Here is a 17,643-nt window from a genome sequence, read left to right on the forward strand (position 1 = left end):
CGGGATCGGCCAGCACCTACCATGGAGAGGAATCCGTAGGCCCGCCGTCGTGAGGTAGCACCGTGTCCAGCAGCACGCCCGAAGTCAACGAGACCACCGCCGTCGGCACCGCCCGCGTGAAGCGCGGCATGGCCGAGATGCTCAAGGGCGGTGTCATCATGGACGTCGTCACCCCGGAGCAGGCCAAGATCGCCGAGGACGCCGGAGCCGTCGCCGTCATGGCGCTCGAGCGCGTCCCCGCCGACATCCGCGCCCAGGGCGGAGTGTCCCGGATGAGCGACCCCGACATGATCGAGGGCATCATCAGCGCCGTGTCCATCCCCGTGATGGCCAAGGCCAGGATCGGCCACTTCGTCGAGGCCCAGGTGCTCCAGGCGCTCGGCGTCGACTACATCGACGAGTCCGAGGTCCTGACCCCGGCCGACTACGCCAACCACATCGACAAGTGGCAGTTCACCGTTCCCTTCGTGTGCGGGGCCACCAACCTCGGCGAGGCGCTGCGCCGCCTCACCGAGGGCGCCGCGATGATCCGCTCCAAGGGTGAGGCCGGCACCGGCGACGTCTCCAACGCCACCACCCACATGCGCAAGATCCGGGGTGAGATCAAGCGCCTCACCTCGCTGCCCGAGGACGAGCTGTACGTCGCCGCGAAGGAGCTGCAGGCGCCGTACGAGCTGGTGGCCGAGGTCGCCAAGACCGGCAAGCTGCCGGTGGTGCTGTTCACCGCGGGCGGCATCGCCACTCCCGCCGACGCCGCGATGATGATGCAGCTCGGCGCCGAGGGCGTGTTCGTCGGCTCGGGCATCTTCAAGTCCGGCGACCCCGCCAAGCGCGCCGCCGCCATCGTCAAGGCCACCACGTTCTACGACGACCCCGACGTGATCGCCAAGGTCTCGCGCGGCCTGGGCGAGCCCATGGTCGGCATCAACGTCGACGACATCCCCGTGCCGCACCGCCTCGCCGAGCGCGGCTGGTAGACGGCCCCGCGAGCTCGGCACACGGGGGAGACACGCTCGGCTGGGACATCCCAGCCGGGCGTTCTTGCTGTTCGTGCATCGGAGGTCGGGATGACCGCTTGGTGATGCCGCCTTTCGGGTGACCGATATCGTTCCGCCGGTCTTTACTCTCCTGTCACGATCGATCGTCAGGCTGCGGGCGTCCCGCCTCTGATCGTCACAGGGAGCCCAATTGCCCGGCCTCGATCGTCGTTCCTTCCTCGTCACCGGACTCGCCGCGGGGGCCGTCGCCGCGGTCCCCGGCGCCGCCCTGGCGGCTCCGACGCCCACGCCCGGGGCGGCGGGCGAACTCGCCTCCCGGGACCTGCGTTCCGACCCGTTCACCCTCGGCGTGGCCTCAGGAGACCCCGACCACGCCGGCTTCGTGATCTGGACCCGCCTCGCCCCGCAGCCGCTCGCCGAGGACGGGCTCGGCGGCATGCCGCGGCGCGCGTTCACCGTGCAGTGGCAGGTCTACGCCGACGAGAGCTGCCGCCGAGTGGTGCGGGCGGGCGTGGCCGAGGCGAGCCCGGAATGGGGGCACAGCGTCCACGTCGAGGTGGACCACCTGCAGCCCGGCAGGGAGTACTGGTACCGCTTCCGCGTCGGGCCGTACGTCTCACCGGCCGGCCGGGCCCTGACCGCGCCGGACCCGCTGTCGTTCGGCGGCCCGCTGACGATGGCCTTCGTGTCCTGCGCGCAGTACGAGCACGGCTACTTCACCTCCTACCGCCGCCTCGCCGAGGACCACCCGGACCTGGTCCTCCACCTGGGCGACTACCAGTACGAGTACACCAGGAACACCTACGTCGCCCCCGGCGGCAACGTGCGCGACCACGAAGGGCCGGAGACGATGACGCTGGCGAACTACCGCCAGCGGCACGCGCAGTACAAGACCGACCCCGACCTGCAGGCCGCGCACGCCGGCGCGCCGTGGCTGGTCGTCTTCGACGACCACGAGGTGGACAACAACTGGGCCGACGAGATGCCGGAGCGCCCGGAGGAGCAGCCCACCTTCCTCGAGCGCCGGGCCGCCGCCTTCCGCGCCTACTACGAGAACATGCCGCTGCGCCGCACCTCCGTACCGCGCGGCATCGACATGCAGCTCTACCGGCGCGTCAGGTGGGGGGCGCTGGCGAACTTCCACATGCTCGACACCCGGCAGTTCCGCGACGACCAGGGCTGCGGCGACGGCTACAAGGACTGCCCGGAGGCGGTCGACCCGGCCCGCTCGATCATGGGCTTCGAGCAGGAGGCGTGGCTGCTCGACGGCTTCCGGCGATCGCGGGCGCGCTGGGACGTCATCGGCCAGCAGGTCTTCTTCGCCCAGCGCGACAACAACGCCGGGCCGGCGAAGATCACCAGCCAGGACGCCTGGGACGGTTACGTCGCCTCGCGGCAGCGTGTCACCCAGGGCTGGATCGACGCCGGCGTGCGCAACCCCGTCGTTCTCACGGGAGACGTGCACGCGCACTGGGCCAGTGACCTGAAGCTGGACTACGACGACCCGACCGGCCCCACGGTCGGGTCCGAGCTGGTGACGACCTCCATCAGCACCACCGGCGACGGGGCCGACTCCGACCCGGCGGCGCACCCCTTCCTGAAGATCAACCCGCACCTGAAGTTCTACAACAACCAGCGCGGCTACGTCCTCACGAAGATCGACAGGCACGCGCTGACCGCCGACTTCAGGGTGGTGCCCGTGGTCTCGGCCCCCGGCTCCGAGGTGCGCACCAGGGCGACGTTCGTGATCGAGGACAGGGTGCCCGGCGTGCAGCAGACGTACCTGCGCCCGCTCGACCCCTCGATCGCGGCGCGGCGTGCGATCACGGTCGAGGACACCGTGCGGCAGGAGACCGAGCGCCCCTGACAAACGCGGCCCCGGCGGGCGGCGTCCCTTCCGGGGCGCCGCCCGCTTCGTCTGTTCCGGCCCGGCCACCGTTATCGTGACCTGCTATGACGACCGACGACACCGGGCGGCTAGCCGAGGCCCTGTCGCGCGAGCTGCGCCACATCGTGATGCTGCTGCGCCGTACGACGGCGGGGCAGCCGGTCACCAGCCAGCAGTACTCCGTGCTCGGCTCCCTGGAGGACGGCGCGCGCCGGATGACCGAGCTGGCCGAGGAGCACGGCGTGCAGCTCCCGACGATGACCGTGCAGGTCAACCGTCTGGAGGAGGCCGGCCTGGTCGCGCGGGGCACCGACGCCTCCGACGCGCGGGTGCGCACCGTCGAGCTGACCGGCGAGGGCCGCGACCGCCTCCGGGCCGTACGGCGGGCGCGGGTCGCCTACCTGTCCGGCCGGCTGGGCGCGCTGACGCCCGAGGAGCGCTCCGCCATCGCCCGCGCCCTTCCCGCCCTGGCCAAGCTGGGCCGTGTCTGATTTGTCGTGTCTGATTTATCGTTTTGGGCGCGCAAGACCGCGGCCATACCCTGAACAGGGTCACCACAGGAAGGGAAACCGTGACGTCCGCACCCAAGATCGGCGTGCTCGCCCTGCAGGGCGACGTGCGCGAGCACATCCGCGCTCTGGAGGAGGCGGGCGCGACCGCCGTGCCGGTGCGCAGGCAGGAGGAGCTCGCCGCGGTGGACGCGCTGGTCGTCCCGGGCGGCGAGTCGACCACGATCTGGAAGCTCGCCACCGCCTTCGAGCTGATCGAACCGCTGCGGCTGCGGATCAAGGAGGGCATGCCCGCCTACGGCTCGTGCGCCGGCATGATCATGCTGGCCGACCGCATCCGGGGCGGCATCGAGGGCCAGGAGACGCTGGGCGGCATCGACATGGTTGTCCGCCGCAACGCCTTCGGCCGCCAGGTCGACTCGTTCGAGGCCGACCTCGACTTCGCCGCGCGCGGGACGATCAGGGCCGTCTTCATCCGCGCGCCCTGGGTCGAGTCCGTGGGGCCCGACGTGGAGGTGCTGGGCCGCACCGAAGCTGGGGATAGGATCGTCGCGGTCCGACAGGGACCGTTGCTCGCGACGTCCTTCCATCCGGAGCTGACCGGCGACGCGCGGGTGCACTCGTATTTTGTCGAAATGGTGAGGGAGCTCTAGGCGATGTCCGGCCACTCCAAATGGGCGACGACGAAGCACAAGAAGGCGGCGCTGGACTCCAAGCGCGGCAAGCTTTTCGCCAAGCTCATCAAGAACATCGAGGTCGCGGCCAGGACCGGCGGGCCCGACCCGGACGGCAACCCCACGTTGTTCGACGCCATCACCAAGGCCAGGAAGAACTCGGTCCCGATCGACAACATCGAGCGGGCCCGCAAGCGCGGCGGCGGCCTCGAGGCCGGCGGCGCCGACTGGCAGACGATCATGTACGAGGGCTACGCCCCGGGCGGCGTCGCGGTCCTCATCGAGTGCCTCACCGACAACCGCAACCGCGCGGCGTCCGAGGTGCGCGTGGCGCTGACCCGCAACGGCGGCTCGCTCGCCGACCCCGGTTCGGTGTCGTACATGTTCAACCGCAAGGGCGTCGTGATCGTCCCCAAGGGGTCGCTGACCGAGGACGACGTGCTCATGGCCGTCCTCGACGCGGGGGCCGAGGAGGTCAACGACCTCGGCGACAACTTCGAGGTGGTCTGCGAGGCCTCCGACCTCATCCCGGTGCGCAAGGCGCTGCAGGACGCGGGGATCGACTACGAGTCGGCCGAGATGAGCTTCGTCCCCACGCTCAACGTCCCCCTCGACGAGGACGGCGCCCGCAAGGTCTTCAAGCTCATCGACGCGCTCGAGGACAGCGACGACGTGCAGAACGTCTGGGCGAACTTCGACGTGAGCGACGAGGTCATGGAGAAGGTCGAGGCCTGACGCCGAAGTCGGACAGAGGGGCGGAAAACCGGTGGCAGCAGCCGACGGCGCCCGCATAGCCTGGCCTGCTGTGGAAATCCGTCATCTCACGAGCGACGACCTTGACGCCGTCCTCGACTCCCGCAGGCGCGCCTTCGGCCCGTTGTCCGGCGACGGCGCGCAGATGTGGCGCAAGCTCGTCACCCCGATGCTGCCCGAGGGCCGTTACCTGGGCGCCTTCGACGGCACCCGCCTCGTCGGCACGGCCAGGATCAACCCGTACGTCCAGTGGTGGCACGGCCGCCCGCAGTCGATGGGCGGCGTGGCGGGCGTGACCGTGGCGCCGGAGGACCGCGGCAGGGGAGTGGGCCGGACGCTCATGGACGCGGTGATCGAGCGCTGCACGCAGCTCGGCCACGCCGTCTCCGCGCTGTACCCGGCCACCACGCCGCTGTACCGGAGCGCGGGCTACGAGCACGCCGGCGTGCTCCAGCGGATCACCCTGCCCGCCGAGGCGCTGCGTACGGTGGGCGACCCCGGCGGCGTGGTCAAGCTGCGCCGGATGGGCCCGTCCGACGCGGCCGAGCTCGTGGCCCTGATCGGCAGGGTGCACGCCGCCACGCGCGCGAGCGGGCCGCTGACCTTCGACGAGCGGACCTGGCGCCTGTGGCTGGAGGACGACGACGACTTCTGCTACCTGGCCGAGGACGGGTTCGTCGTCTACCGGTGGAACGACGGCGACATCGAGGTCGACAACCTGCTCGCGGAGTCGGAGGCGACGGCCCGGGCGCTGTGGTCGATGGTCGGCAGCGCCTCGTCCGTCGCGAAGTCGGTGACCGCCTGCCTCGACCCGGCCGACCCGGTGCTCTGGATGCTGCGGGAGCGGTCGAAGGACGAGGTCACCCAGACCCGGTGGATGTTCCGGCTGATCGACCTGCCCGCCGCGGTCGGGGGGCGCGGCTTCCCCGCCGGGCTGTCCGTCGAGATCCCCGTCGAGGTGACCGACTCCCGGCGCGCCGGCAACACGGGTGCGTGGCTGCTGCGGGTGGACGGGGGCTCCGGCTCCGCGACGCGCCGGGACACCGCGCCCGGGGAGAGCACCCGGCTCACGATCGGCGGCATGTCCGCGCTGTTCGCCGGTGTGCCCACGGCCACGCTCCGCCGCGCCGGCCTGCTGACCGGCGGCTCTCCCGAGGCCGACGACGCGCTGGACGCGGCCTTCGGCTGCGCCGCGTACATGATCGACTACTTCTGACCCGCCCGCGCCGCCGCTGATCGCGATAGAGTGACCGGCCGAACAGGTGTTCGGCGTAGTGGCGGTGAGGTGCGGTGGCTGCGCCGGCCGGGATCAGGGAGGCGTGCCGGTGCGGTTGCCCCAGATGCGGGTGATGGGCGTGGACCCGGGGCTGACGCGGTGCGGTCTCGGCGCCGTGGAGGGCCGTCCCGGCGCGCCGCTGAGCCTGCTGTCGGTGGGGGTGGTCCGCACCCCGGCCGACGACGACATCGGGTCCCGGCTGGTCGTCATCGAGGCGGAGATCGAGCGCTGGCTCGACGAGATCAGGCCGGACGCGGTCGCCGTCGAGCGGGTCTTCGCCCAGCACAACCTCCGCACGGTCATGGGGACGGCCCAGGCGTCGGCCGTCGCGATCGTCTGCGCGGCCCGGCGGGGGCTGCCGGTCGCGCTGCACACGCCGAGCGAGGTCAAGGCCGCCATCACGGGCAACGGCAACGCCGACAAGAAGCAGGTCGGCATGATGGTCACCCGGCTTCTGCGGCTCGACGCCATGCCCAAGCCGGCGGACGCCGCCGACGCGCTCGCCCTGGCCATCTGCCACGTCTGGCGCGGCGGCGTGCAGCACCGCCTGGCCGACGCCCTGGCCAGGGCCCGTCACGGCGGTGCGGGCGCCACTGGCACTGGGGGCTCTGGGGCCTCTGGTAGGACTGGGACGCCCGGCGAAGTCGCGGCCGGGCGTACGGACCGGGGAGGGAGCACGCGGTGATCGCATCCGTTGCGGGGCAGGTGGCGGCGATCGGGGCCGACAGCGCCGTGGTCGAGGTGGGCGGCGTCGGGATGCTCGTCCACTGCACCCCGGGGACCCTGGCCGGGCTGCGGGTCGGCGAACCCGCCCGGTTGTCCACCTCGCTCGTCGTCCGCGAGGACTCGCTCACGTTGTACGGCTTCGCCTCCGACGACGAGCGCACGGTCTTCGGACTGCTCCAGACGGCCAGCGGGGTCGGGCCGCGCCTGGCCCTGGCCATGCTCGCGGTCCACGCGCCCAACGCCCTGCGCGTCGCGGTGGCGAGCGCCGACATCAAGGCCCTGACGATGGTGCCGGGCATCGGCCAGAAGGGCGCGCAGCGCATCGTGCTCGAACTCAAGGACAAGCTCGGCACGCCGGCCGGGGCCGTCGACGCCGCGCTAAACGGCTCGGCCGCCGCGCCGGCCTGGCGCGACCAGGTCCACTCCGGGCTGGTGGGGCTGGGCTACTCGTCCCGCGACGCCGACGAGGCGGTGGCGGCGGTGACCGCGGAGGCCGAGGCGGAGGTCGCGGCCGGCCGCGCCCCGCAGGTGGCCGTGCTGCTGAAGTCCGCCCTGCGCGCGCTGAGCGTGCGGTGACCGTGTGACGGGCTGATGGTTCGATGAAATTTTCACCGGGAAGCGGACAGGTCCCGGCAGGCCGAGCGGATGGTGTCGAGTGAGCTTCGAGCGGGATCTCGTGTCGCCCGAACCGGAGGGCGACGAGCGGGCGATCGAGGCCGCGCTGCGTCCCCGGCGTCTGGAGGAGTTCATCGGGCAGGGCCGGGTGCGCGAGCAGCTCTCGCTGGTGCTGGAGAGCGCCCTGCGCCGCAACCGCCCGCCCGATCACGTCCTGATGAGCGGGGGTCCCGGGCTCGGCAAGACGACGCTGGCCATGATCATCGCTTCCGAGCTGGGCGCGCCGCTGCGGATGACCTCGGGTCCGGCGCTGGAGCGCGCGGGCGACCTCGCCGCGATCCTGTCCACGCTGACCGAGGGCGAGGTCCTGTTCATCGACGAGATCCACCGCATGGCCCGCCCTGCGGAGGAGATGCTCTACCTGGCCATGGAGGACTTCCGGGTCGACATCGTGGTCGGCAAGGGCCCCGGCGCCACCTCGATCCCTCTCGACATCGCCCCGTTCACGCTGGTCGGGGCCACCACGCGGGCGGGGCTGCTGCCCGCGCCGCTGCGCGACAGGTTCGGCTTCACCGCGCACATGGACTTCTACGAGGTGGCCGAGCTCGAGCAGGTGCTGCGGCGATCCGCCCGGCTGCTGTCGGTGGAGCTGCCGGACGAGGGCGCCCATGAGATCGCCCGCCGGTCACGGGGCACGCCCCGGATCGCCAACCGCCTGCTGCGGCGGGTGCGCGACTTCGCCGAGGTACGCGCCGAAGGCGTGATCACCACGGACGTCGCGGCGGCGGCGCTCAACCTGTACGAAGTCGACGCCGAGGGGCTGGACCGGCTCGACCGGGCCGTGCTCGACGCGTTGCTGCGCAAGTTCGGCGGCGGCCCGGTGGGCCTGTCGACGCTCGCGGTGGCCGTGGGGGAGGAGCCGGAGACCGTCGAGGTCGTGGCCGAGCCCTTCCTGGTGCGGCAGGGGCTGCTGGCCCGCACTCCGCGGGGCCGCGTCGCCACCGCCGCGGCCTGGGCGCACCTCGGCCTGACTCCGCCCCCCGACGCCGTGGGCGCGGTCGCCGCGCCCACGCTCTTCGACGACAAGTGAGCGCCCCTCCGTCGGCGCCGGCACGGACGCGGCGGCTGGAAGCGGAAAGCGGGGCAAAGAGGTAACAGACCGATTGCGAAGCCCATGAAACGGGAACTTTCCTGCCCGCCAGGCCGTGGGTTCGTTGCCGGGCTTCTGCGGGCTCGCATACACTGCGTGGCTTGACTGGCCGTTCTTGCGACACGAGAAGCGTCGCGGTGGCCCGCGTGTGAAGCGCACAAGACCTCCGGCGCCAGGCCGGTTCATCACGTTACGGAAGGGTGGCCCCCGTGGGTAACAACCCGCTTGGGACGTTCCTGCCACTGATCTTGCTGGTAGTGGTTTTCTACTTCCTCCTGATCCGCCCGCAGCGCAAGCGGCAGCAGGAGCAGATCCGGATGCAGAACTCCCTCACCCCGGGCGTCCGGGTCATGACCACGACAGGCCTGTTCGCGACGGTCGTCGCCCTCGAGGACGACGACGTCGTGCTGGAGCTGGCCCCCGGCGTCGAGACCCGCTGGGTCAAGGCGGCGATCGGCCGGGTGCTCACTCCTGTTGACGAGGTGACGAGCGGGGAGACCGAGGGGACCGTGGCGGAAGGTTCCGACACGGGGAACGGTGACGACACGAGCACCAAGCAGTCCTGAGTAGGCTGATCACAACTTTTCGACGAAAGAACTGACCTCCAGTGGCCCCACCGACAAGTAGCCAGAGCAAGCCTGGACGCACACTCCTGCTGCTCCTTGCGCTCATCCTCGTCATGGGCGCGACGGTCGCCCTCCAGAAGGCGTTCGTCCCCAAATTCGGCCTCGACCTCGCGGGCGGCACCACGGTGACGCTCTCGCCGGTCACGGCGAACGGGAAGGCGCCGTCGCAGGAGAGCCTCGACCGAGCCGTGACGATCATCCGGCAGCGCGTCAACGGCACCGGCATCTCCGACGCCCAGGTCGCGAAGGCGAACGACAACATCGTGATCCAGATTCCGGGCGCGGGCCGGGACGAGGCGCTGCGACTGGTGTCGACCACCGCCGAACTGCGTATGCGGCAGGTGCTCGCGGTGGCCGCCGCCACGAACCAGCCGGCCGAGGTGCCCACGGCGGCCCCGACGCCGAGCTCGTCGGCGGCGGCGACGCCCGCGGCCTCTGCGGGTGAGTCGACCCCTGCCAGGGAGAGCGCGCCTCCCAGCGGGAACGCCTCTCCGGCCGGCCGCGTCCTCTCGAAGGCGCTGACCGCGCCGTCCCCGGAGCCGACGAGCACCTCGACGAGGGCCACGACCCACCGCAGGGCCGGCGCCGGGGCCGCGCGGGCCAAGGCCTCGCCCTCGGCCACTCCGAGCCCATCGCCACCGGCCGCTTCGGAGGACGCCGGCGACCCACTGGCCGGTCAGGACACCAGCGGCATCGAGCCGGCACTGCTGGACGAATTCCGTAAGATCGACTGCACCGCGAAGAACCGCGGTCAGGGCGCCATCGACGACCCGAACAAGCAGATCGTCGCCTGTAGCGACGACGGCACGGCCCGGTACATCCTGGACAAGGCCGCGGTGCAGGGCACCGAGATCAGCGGCGCGCAGGCGGGCACCGACCCCACCACCGGTGAGTGGATCATCCAGGTCGACTTCAAGTCGAAGGGCGCGTCGCTGTTCGCCGACATCACCCGGCGCATCACCAGCCTGCCCGCCCCGCGCAACCAGCTCGCCAACGTGCTGGACGGCGTCGTCATCGTCGCTCCGACGATCGAGGAGGCCATCCCCGGCGGCAGCGCCCGCATCTCCGGCAGCTTCACCCAGACGACCGCCACAGAACTGGCCGACCAGCTCAAGTACGGCGCGCTGCCGCTGAAGTTCCAGCAGAGCTCGGTCGTCTCGGTCTCCTCGACCCTCGGCCAGGACCAGCTCAGGGGCGGCCTCATCGCCGGCGCGCTCGGTCTGATCATCGTCGTGTTCTACCTGCTGCTCTACTACCGCGGCCTGGGGCTCATCGGCATGGCCAGCCTGGCCGTGGCCACCGTGTTCACGTACCTGACGGTGGACGTGCTGAGCCACAACGCCGGCTTCCGCCTCTCGCTGCCGCACATCATCGGTCTGGTGGTCTCGATCGGCATCACCGCGGACTCGTTCATCGTCTACTTCGAACGCATCCGTGACGAGATCAAGGAGGGCCACCGCACGCTCCGCTCGGCGGTGGAGGTGGCCTGGCGGCGCGCCCGGCGCACCATCCTGGTCGCCGACGCCGTCATGTTCATCGCCGCGGTGGTGCTCTACTTCCTCGCGGTCGGCGACGTGGCCGGCTTCGCGTTCGCGATGGGCCTGACGACGCTCATCGACATCGTGGTGGTGTTCCTGTTCACCAAGCCGCTGATGTCCCTCGTGGCGCGGTTGCGGTTCTTCTCGAAGGGCCACAAGCTGTCCGGACTCGACGCGGAGCGCATGGGCCGCACCAGCCCCGCCGAGCAGACCCTGCAGGAGGCGTGATGCCGGGCGTGATCAGCCGCCTCTACCGCGGCGACATCAACATCGACTTCGTCGGTAAGCGCAAGGTCTGGTATGGCCTGTCGGTGTTCCTGCTGGCGGTCTCCATCCTGGGCCTGGTGCTGAACGGGCTGAACCTGGGCGTGGAGTTCCGCGGCGGTTCGGTCTTCGACTTCACGCGCACGCCCGGCTCCAGCATCGAGCAGGTCCGCGAGACCGTCGCGGACACCGGAGTCCACCAGGTCATCGTGCAGCAGGCCGGCCCCAACTGGCGGGTCACCACCGAGAGCCTCAAGGGCGACGAGGTGACCAAGGTCCAGCAGACGGTGGCCCAGAAGTACGGCATCACGGAGGACGAGGTCAGCTCGCAGGTCATCGGCGCGACCTGGGGTGGCGAGGTCTCCCAGAAGGCCTGGATCGGCCTCGCGGTCTTCATGATCGCGATCATGCTGTACCTGTCGGTGGCCTTCGAGTGGCGGATGGCCCTCGCGGCGATCGTCGCCCTCGTCCACGACCTCGTGATCACCGCGGGCGTCTACGCCTGGTCGGGCTTCGAGGTCACCCCGGCGACCATGCTCGGCTTCCTCACGATCCTCGGCTACTCGCTGTACGACGCGGTCGTGGTCTTCGACATGATCAAGGAGGTCACCGGCAAGCTCGGCACGAGCGCGAGGATGACCTACACGCAGGCCGCCAACAACGCGCTCAGCCACACGCTGATCCGGTCGCTGAACACCTCGCTGGTGGCGATCCTGCCGGTGGCGGCGATCCTGTTCATCGGCACCACGCTGCTCGGCGCGGGCACGCTGAAGGACCTGTCGCTGGCCCTGTTCGTGGGTATGGTCGTCGGCACCTACTCGTCCCTGTGCGTGGCGACGCCGATCCTGGTCACGCTCAAGGAGCGGGAGCCCAAGTGGCAGGCGCTGGCCCAGCGGGTGCACGCCAAGGAGGCCGCCGCCGCCAAGGCCGCCCGTACGGCCAAGGAGCCCGTCTCCGCCGGCTCGCAGAACGTCACGGCTCAGGCGACGGACAAGCGCAAGAAGCGCTGATCGCGCTCGCCGCAGGCGCCCCCGGAACCTGTCAGGTTCCGGGGGCGTCTTCGTGTTCTCCGAGCCCGCCGGGGGCCCGCTAGGGTGAGCGTCGTGACTGACTGGACCGCTCTCATCAGGGATGTTCCCGACTACCCCAAGCCGGGCATCCTCTTCAAGGACATCACGCCGCTTCTGGCGGACCACGGCGCCTTCACCCGGGTCGTGGGCGAACTCGGGGACGGCCTGGAGTTCGACAAGGTGGTCGGCATCGAGGCCCGGGGCTTCATCCTGGCCGCGCCGGTGGCCTACCGCAGCGGCGCGGGGTTCGTACCAGTGCGCAAAAAGGGCAAATTGCCTGCGGATACGTTCGAGGCCTCCTATGATCTCGAGTACGGCTCCGCGACGATCGAGGTGCACGCTGACGCGTTCGACCCCGGAGACCGGGTCCTGATCGTGGACGACGTCCTCGCCACGGGCGGCACGGCCCGGGCGGCCGTGGAGCTGGTCAGGAGGACGGGCGCGGAGGTCGTGGCCGTCTCCTTCCTGATGGAGCTGTCCTTCCTCTCCGGCCGCGACCGGCTGCCGGGCCTGGACGTCCGGACCCTGCTCACCGTCTGAGCGGAGCCGCCGCCCGGGGGGTACGTGGCCGAGAGTGCTGTGGCAGCACGGATACACTGTGGAATCTGGACTCGACGTGAGGAGTCTGTGTGCCCCGTGATGTGGTCGTGCCCGGCAGCGCGCGGGTCGATCGCGGAGTGATCTCCCGCGACGCCCCCGAGCCCGTCGCCGATGTGCCCCCTGACGCGGCGCGCGACCCGGCGGAGAGCCCGGAGGACAGGCCGGCTGCGGCCACGCGACGAAGGCTCGCCCGGTTCGGGGGGCAGTGGGGTGCTATGAATCCGGTGTTGGAACCGCTCTTCAAGACGGTCCGTGCCACCCATCCCAAGGCCGACCTGCGGCTGATCGAGCGGGCGTACGACGTCGCGGCCTACCATCACCGCGACCAGAAGCGAAAGAGCGGCGACCCCTACATCACCCACCCGCTCGCGGTGGCGACGATCCTGGCGGAGCTGGGCACGGACGACGAGACGCTGTGCGCCGCCCTGCTGCACGACACCGTCGAGGACACCGCCTACAGCCTCGACGAGTTACGAGCCGACTTCGGCGACAACATCGCGTTGCTCGTCGACGGCGTGACCAAGCTCGACAAGGTGAAGTTCGGCGACGCGGCGCAGGCCGAGACCGTGCGCAAGATGGTCGTCGCGATGTCGCGCGACATCCGCGTGCTGGTGATCAAGCTGGCCGACCGGCTGCACAACATGCGGACCATGCGCTACATGCCCGAGCACAAGCGCCAGCAGAAGTCCCGGGAGACGCTGGAGATCTTCGCGCCGCTGGCCCACCGGCTCGGCATGAACACCATCAAGTGGGAGCTGGAGGACCTCGCGTTCGCCATGCTCTACCCGAAGCGGTACGACGAGATCGCCCGGATGGTGTCGGAGCGCGCGCCCCGCCGCGACCTGTTCCTGCACGAGGTCATCGAGAAGGTCTCCGCCGACCTGCGCGAGGCGAAGATCAAGGCGACCGTGCGCGGCCGGCCCAAGCACTACTACTCGATCTACCAGAAGATGATCGCCAAGGGCGTGGCCTTCGACGACATCTACGACCTGGTGGGCATCCGCGTCCTGGTCGACACGGTCCGCGACTGCTACGCGGCGCTCGGAACGATCCACGCCCAGTGGAAGCCGGTGCCGGGGCGGTTCAAGGACTACATCGCCATGCCCAAGTTCAACATGTACCAGTCGCTCCACACGACGGTCATGGGACCCGAGGGCAAGGCCATCGAGCTGCAGATCCGCACGCGGGCCATGCACAACCGCGCCGAGTACGGCGTGGCCGCCCACTGGAAGTACAAAGAGGAGATGACCGGGGCAGGGCCCGGCAAGGTCAAGCAGGTCAACGACATGGCCTGGCTCCGCCAGCTGCTCGACTGGCAGAAGGAGACCTCCGACCCCGGGGAGTTCCTGGAGTCGCTGCGCTTCGACCTGTCGGTGTCGGAGGTGTTCGTCTTCACCCCGCGCGGCCAGGTCATCGCCCTGCCCGAGGGCGCCACTCCGGTCGACTTCGCGTACGCCGTGCACACCGAGGTCGGCCACCGATGTATCGGCGCGCGGGTGAACGGCAGGCTGGTGCCGCTGGAGTCCCGCCTGGGCAACGGCGACACCGTCGAGATCTTCACGTCGAAGTCCCCGGACGCGGGCCCGTCGAGGGACTGGCTCAAGTTCGTGAAGAGCGGCCGGGCCCGCAACAAGATCCGCCAGTGGTTCACCAAGGAGCGCCGCGAGACCGCCATCGAGGCGGGCAAGGAGGCGATCGGGCGGGCCATGCGCAAGCAGGGCCTGCCGCTGCAGCGGCTGATGTCCGGTGAGGCGCTGCTGGCCCTGGCCAGGGACCTGCGTTACGCGGACGTGTCCGCGCTGTACGCGGCCGTCGGCGAGGGGCACATCACGGCCCAGGCGGTGGTGGACAAGCTCGTACAGGCCCTGGGCGGCGTCGAGGGGGCCGAGGAGGACATCGCCGAGGCCCAGGTCCCGACGCGGCTGAAAGGCCGTCTGAGGGCCAACTCGAACGCCGGTGTCATGGTCGCGGGCGACCCGGACGTGTGGGTCCGCCTGTCCCGTTGCTGCACGCCGGTGCCGGGAGACGAGATCGTGGGGTTCGTCACGCGGGGGCACGGCGTCTCGGTGCACCGCACCAACTGCCCCAACGTGGAGCAGCTCAGCGCCCACGCCGACCGGCTGGTGGAGGTCGCCTGGTCGCCAGGGGACGACTCGGTCTTCCTCGTCGCCATCCAGGTGGAGGCGCTCGACCGGCCCCGGCTGCTGTCGGACGTCACGCGGACCCTGTCCGACCAGCACGTGAACATCCTGTCGGCGTCGGTGACGACCAGCCGCGACCGGGTGGCCATCAGCAAGTTCACGTTCGAGATGGGCGACCCGAAGCACCTCGGCCACGTGCTCAAGGCGGTGCGCAACGTCGCGGGCGTCTACGACGTCTACCGGGTGACCAGCTGACCCCTCCACGGGCGTGATCGCGCGGTTCGCCGCAGGGACGGCGCGCGACGCGCGCACTCCGTGATCTCGCACTGGACGTGGTCACAGCATGAACGAGCTGCGAACACACCGTGCGTGATCATGCGATCAACGGGTGCCTCGACCTCATCGCATGATCACGAAGGCTGTCCGCCCAGGTCGGAGCGGGGTAGGGCCGAATTCCTGCACGATCACGGACCGTGTCCGCCCGGCTCTGCCCCCCCGGCGTGCGACACACCGCACGATCACGCCGAGGGGGGAGCGGGAGGGAGGAGGTCAGGAGAACTCGGCGAGCGTGCGCTCGGCCTCCTGGAGCCAGGAGCGGCGGGCGGACAGGGCCTCCTCCGCCTCCTTGACGTCCTTGTCCCGTCCTGCCGCCTGGGCCTTGGCCAGCCGGGTCTCCAGCTGGCCGATGGACTTGAGGAGCTGGTTGACCGTGTCCTGGGCGCGGGCCCGGGCCTCGGGGTTGGAGCGCTTCCACTCGGCCTCCTCGGCCCTGCGGACCGCGTCGTCGACCTTGCGCAGCCCGCCCTCCAGGCGGTCGCGCTGGTCGCGCGGCACCGGGCCGGCGGCCTCCCAGCGCTCCAGGATGCCCCGCAGCGTCGAACGCGCGGAGCGGGCGTCGGTGACCGGCAGCAGCTTCTCGGCCTCGGCCAGCAGGGCCTCCTTCACCTCCGCGTTGGCGGCGAAGGAGGCGTCCCGCTCGGCGAAGACCGCCGAGCGGGCCTGGAAGAACTGGTCCTGGGCGCCCTTGAAGCGCGCCCACAGCTCGTCCTCGACCTCGCGGGAGGCGCGGCCCGCGGCCTTCCACTCGCGCATCAGCTCCCGGTAGGCCGCCGCGGTGGCGTTCCAGTCCGTGGAGCCCGCCAGCGCCTCCGCCTCGCCCACGATGCGCTCCTTGGTGCCGCGCACCGCGTCGCGCTGCTGGTCGAGCGAGGAGAAGTACGCCTTGCGCCGCTTGGCGAAGGCCGTACGCGCCGTGGACAGCCTCTTCCACAGCGTCGCCTCGGTGGCCCGGTCGACCCGCTCGGCGGCCTTCCACTCCTCGACGAGCTGCCGCAGCCGCTCGCCGCCGGACTTCCAGTGCGTCGTCTCCTCGGCGATGCGCTCGGCCTCGGCGACGATGCGCTCCTTCACCTCGCGCGCGTGCGTCCGGGCCTGGTCGCGCGCCGCCCGCAGTTCCTCGCGCCGCTTGCCCACCAGCTCGCTCAGCGCCGTCAGCCGGTCCTGCAGCGAGCCGAGGTCGCCGACCGCGTGCGCATCGGTCACCGACTCGCGCAGCTTGGCGATGCTCGCCTCGGCCTGGGCCGGCGCGAGGTCGGTGCCGCGCACCCGCTGCTCCAGGAGCTGCACCTGGCCCGCCAGCTCGTCGAACTTCCGGCGGTAGTAGGCCAGCGCCTCCTCCGGCTCGCCGGCCTGCCAGGACCCGACGGCCCGTTCTCCCTCAGCCGTACGCACGTAGACGGTGCCGTCCTCGTCTACCCGGCCCCACGGGTCGGTGCTCACCGTGTCCTCCCGCACTTGAATCAGCCTCCAGGGCTCGATGTGCCCTTGGTTGTATTACGTCAGCTCTTGCTGGTGATTGTCACGTCTTTGATGACCACAGGCTGCTTCGGGGCACCGGTGCCGTCCCCGCCGGCACTGGCGATGACGCCCTTCTTGGCGACCTTGTCCACGATTTCGAGTCCTTTGGTCACCGTACCGAAAGGCGTGTAGTCGGGCGTCAGCCCGGTGTCCCCGAACACGATGAAGAACTGGCTCCCGTTCGTGTTCGGGCCGCTGTTCGCCATCGCGAGCACGCCGCGCGTGTACTTCGCGCCCGCCAGGTTCTCGTTGACGAACCGGTAGCCCGGCCCGCCCTGGCCGTCGGTCGGGTTCTCGCCGTCGGCCTTGGCCAGCGGGTCGCCGCACTGCAGGATCGGGAAGTCCGTGCCCATCCGGTGGCACTTCGTGTCGTCGAAGTAGTCCTTGGAGGCCAGGAACTTGAACGAGTTGACCGTGCAGGGCGCCTTCTCGCTGTCCAGCCGCGCGACGATGTCGCCGAGGTTGGTCTTGATCGTCATCGTCGCAGGGGCGGTGCTCACCTTCTCCGGCGGCGTGCCGACGTTCTTGACCTGGCCGCTGCCCTCGTCGGCCACGTAGCCGCAGGTGCCCTTCGCCGGGTCGTACGGTTTGGGGTCGGCCACGGCGGGCTTGATGCTCGCCGACGGCTTCGCCGACGCCGTGGCGTCGTCGTCGCCGCGGCCGAGCAGAGTCGTGGCCGCCACGACGCCGCCGATCACCACCACCACGGCCGCGGTGGTGCCGATGATGGCGTTGCGCCGCGCCTTCTGCTCGTGTTCCGCGCGTGCCTGCAGTTGCCGCTGGTAGTGCTCCCGGGCCAGCTGCTTCTGCCGGTCCTTGCCGGTGACCACTTCGACCTCCCGACTCGTCCTGTTTCCCATGGTCGTACGCCCGGACGCGATCTCGCCGGCGCGTGCCCGCCACGCCCGGAGGTGCTCCGGGAATGGCGGCCCGTTCTATAGCATCCGGCTCGACTGCT

General features: G+C 70.7%; 16 protein-coding genes. 14 read left to right on the plus strand and 2 right to left on the minus strand.

Annotated features, from left to right (window positions below; genetic code table 11):
- The first annotated feature begins 62 nt into the window (after nt 1-62).
- From pdxS to HHX41_RS11740, 14 genes are all read left to right on the plus strand, one after another.
- A complete protein-coding gene (gene pdxS / locus HHX41_RS11675) occupies nt 63-977 on the plus strand; it encodes a pyridoxal 5'-phosphate synthase lyase subunit PdxS (RefSeq protein ID WP_182905950.1) in 915 nt (304 codons plus the stop codon).
- A gap of 211 nt (nt 978-1,188) precedes the next feature.
- On the plus strand, nt 1,189-2,865 hold the full coding sequence (locus HHX41_RS11680; protein ID WP_182905951.1) for an alkaline phosphatase: 1,677 nt from the start codon (nt 1,189-1,191) through the stop codon (nt 2,863-2,865).
- Between the two features lie 86 nt (nt 2,866-2,951).
- Nucleotides 2,952-3,377, plus strand: a complete 426-nt coding sequence (locus HHX41_RS11685) for a MarR family winged helix-turn-helix transcriptional regulator (RefSeq protein WP_169983131.1) — start codon at nt 2,952-2,954, stop codon at nt 3,375-3,377.
- A gap of 80 nt (nt 3,378-3,457) precedes the next feature.
- Complete coding sequence (pdxT, locus tag HHX41_RS11690) at nt 3,458-4,048, plus strand: pyridoxal 5'-phosphate synthase glutaminase subunit PdxT (RefSeq protein ID WP_182905952.1); 591 nt, start codon at nt 3,458-3,460, stop codon at nt 4,046-4,048.
- A gap of 3 nt (nt 4,049-4,051) precedes the next feature.
- Nucleotides 4,052-4,804 carry a YebC/PmpR family DNA-binding transcriptional regulator gene (locus HHX41_RS11695; protein ID WP_182905953.1) on the plus strand — a complete coding sequence of 251 codons (753 nt, stop codon included), beginning with the start codon at nt 4,052-4,054 and terminating at the stop codon, nt 4,802-4,804.
- A gap of 70 nt (nt 4,805-4,874) precedes the next feature.
- A complete protein-coding gene (gene eis, locus HHX41_RS11700; RefSeq protein ID WP_182905954.1) occupies nt 4,875-6,038 on the plus strand; it encodes an enhanced intracellular survival protein Eis in 1,164 nt (387 codons plus the stop codon).
- Between the two features lie 124 nt (nt 6,039-6,162).
- A complete protein-coding gene (gene ruvC / locus HHX41_RS11705) occupies nt 6,163-6,783 on the plus strand; it encodes a crossover junction endodeoxyribonuclease RuvC (RefSeq protein ID WP_182906009.1) in 621 nt (206 codons plus the stop codon).
- Nucleotides 6,780-7,400 carry a Holliday junction branch migration protein RuvA gene (ruvA, locus tag HHX41_RS11710; RefSeq protein WP_182905955.1) on the plus strand — a complete coding sequence of 207 codons (621 nt, stop codon included), beginning with the start codon at nt 6,780-6,782 and terminating at the stop codon, nt 7,398-7,400. Before ruvC ends, ruvA begins: the two co-directional genes overlap by 4 nt.
- Before the next feature lie 79 nt (nt 7,401-7,479).
- Complete coding sequence (gene ruvB, locus HHX41_RS11715) at nt 7,480-8,529, plus strand: Holliday junction branch migration DNA helicase RuvB (RefSeq protein ID WP_182905956.1); 1,050 nt, start codon at nt 7,480-7,482, stop codon at nt 8,527-8,529.
- A 269-nt stretch (nt 8,530-8,798) separates the two neighbouring features.
- Entirely contained in the window at nt 8,799-9,155 is a 357-nt protein-coding gene (gene yajC / locus HHX41_RS11720; protein ID WP_169983125.1) for a preprotein translocase subunit YajC, read from the plus strand.
- Nucleotides 9,156-9,268: 113 nt separating this feature from the next.
- Entirely contained in the window at nt 9,269-10,981 is a 1,713-nt protein-coding gene (gene secD / locus HHX41_RS11725; RefSeq protein ID WP_182905957.1) for a protein translocase subunit SecD, read from the plus strand.
- On the plus strand, nt 10,981-12,027 hold the full coding sequence (gene secF, locus HHX41_RS11730; RefSeq protein WP_182905958.1) for a protein translocase subunit SecF: 1,047 nt from the start codon (nt 10,981-10,983) through the stop codon (nt 12,025-12,027). The genes secD and secF overlap by 1 nt, the downstream gene beginning before the upstream one ends.
- 93 nt (nt 12,028-12,120) lie before the next feature.
- The gene (locus HHX41_RS11735; protein WP_169983122.1) at nt 12,121-12,627 is read left to right on the plus strand and encodes an adenine phosphoribosyltransferase; all 507 of its coding nucleotides are present in this window, start codon (nt 12,121-12,123) and stop codon (nt 12,625-12,627) included.
- Between the two features lie 275 nt (nt 12,628-12,902).
- Nucleotides 12,903-15,083: a bifunctional (p)ppGpp synthetase/guanosine-3',5'-bis(diphosphate) 3'-pyrophosphohydrolase gene (locus tag HHX41_RS11740; protein WP_169983322.1), complete on the plus strand. Its 2,181-nt coding sequence runs from the start codon at nt 12,903-12,905 to the stop codon at nt 15,081-15,083.
- Nucleotides 15,084-15,377: 294 nt separating this feature from the next.
- Here the strand turns inward: HHX41_RS11740 and HHX41_RS11745 are convergent, their stop codons facing one another.
- Both HHX41_RS11745 and HHX41_RS11750 read right to left on the minus strand, forming a co-directional pair.
- Nucleotides 15,378-16,607 carry a DUF349 domain-containing protein gene (locus HHX41_RS11745; RefSeq protein WP_182905959.1) on the minus strand — a complete coding sequence of 410 codons (1,230 nt, stop codon included), beginning with the start codon at nt 16,605-16,607 and terminating at the stop codon, nt 15,378-15,380.
- A gap of 59 nt (nt 16,608-16,666) precedes the next feature.
- A complete protein-coding gene (locus HHX41_RS11750) occupies nt 16,667-17,515 on the minus strand; it encodes a peptidylprolyl isomerase (RefSeq protein ID WP_310741932.1) in 849 nt (282 codons plus the stop codon).
- Between the last annotated feature and the right edge of the window lie 128 nt (nt 17,516-17,643).

This window comes from Microbispora sp. H13382, from assembly GCF_014161445.1.
GTDB lineage: Bacteria > Actinomycetota > Actinomycetes > Streptosporangiales > Streptosporangiaceae > Microbispora.

Excerpts from the sequence above, each read along its gene's own strand:
- HHX41_RS11685 (WP_169983131.1), top strand. The coding sequence starts at position 2,952 with ATGACGACCGACGACACCGGGCGGCTAGCCGAGGCCCTGTCGCGCGAG.
- HHX41_RS11740 (WP_169983322.1), top strand. The coding sequence starts at position 12,903 with ATGAATCCGGTGTTGGAACCGCTCTTCAAGACGGTCCGTGCCACCCAT.
- ruvC (WP_182906009.1), top strand. The coding sequence starts at position 6,163 with ATGCGGGTGATGGGCGTGGACCCGGGGCTGACGCGGTGCGGTCTCGGC.
- secD (WP_182905957.1), top strand. The coding sequence starts at position 9,269 with ATGGGCGCGACGGTCGCCCTCCAGAAGGCGTTCGTCCCCAAATTCGGC.
- secF (WP_182905958.1), top strand. The coding sequence starts at position 10,981 with ATGCCGGGCGTGATCAGCCGCCTCTACCGCGGCGACATCAACATCGAC.
- HHX41_RS11695 (WP_182905953.1), top strand. The coding sequence starts at position 4,052 with ATGTCCGGCCACTCCAAATGGGCGACGACGAAGCACAAGAAGGCGGCG.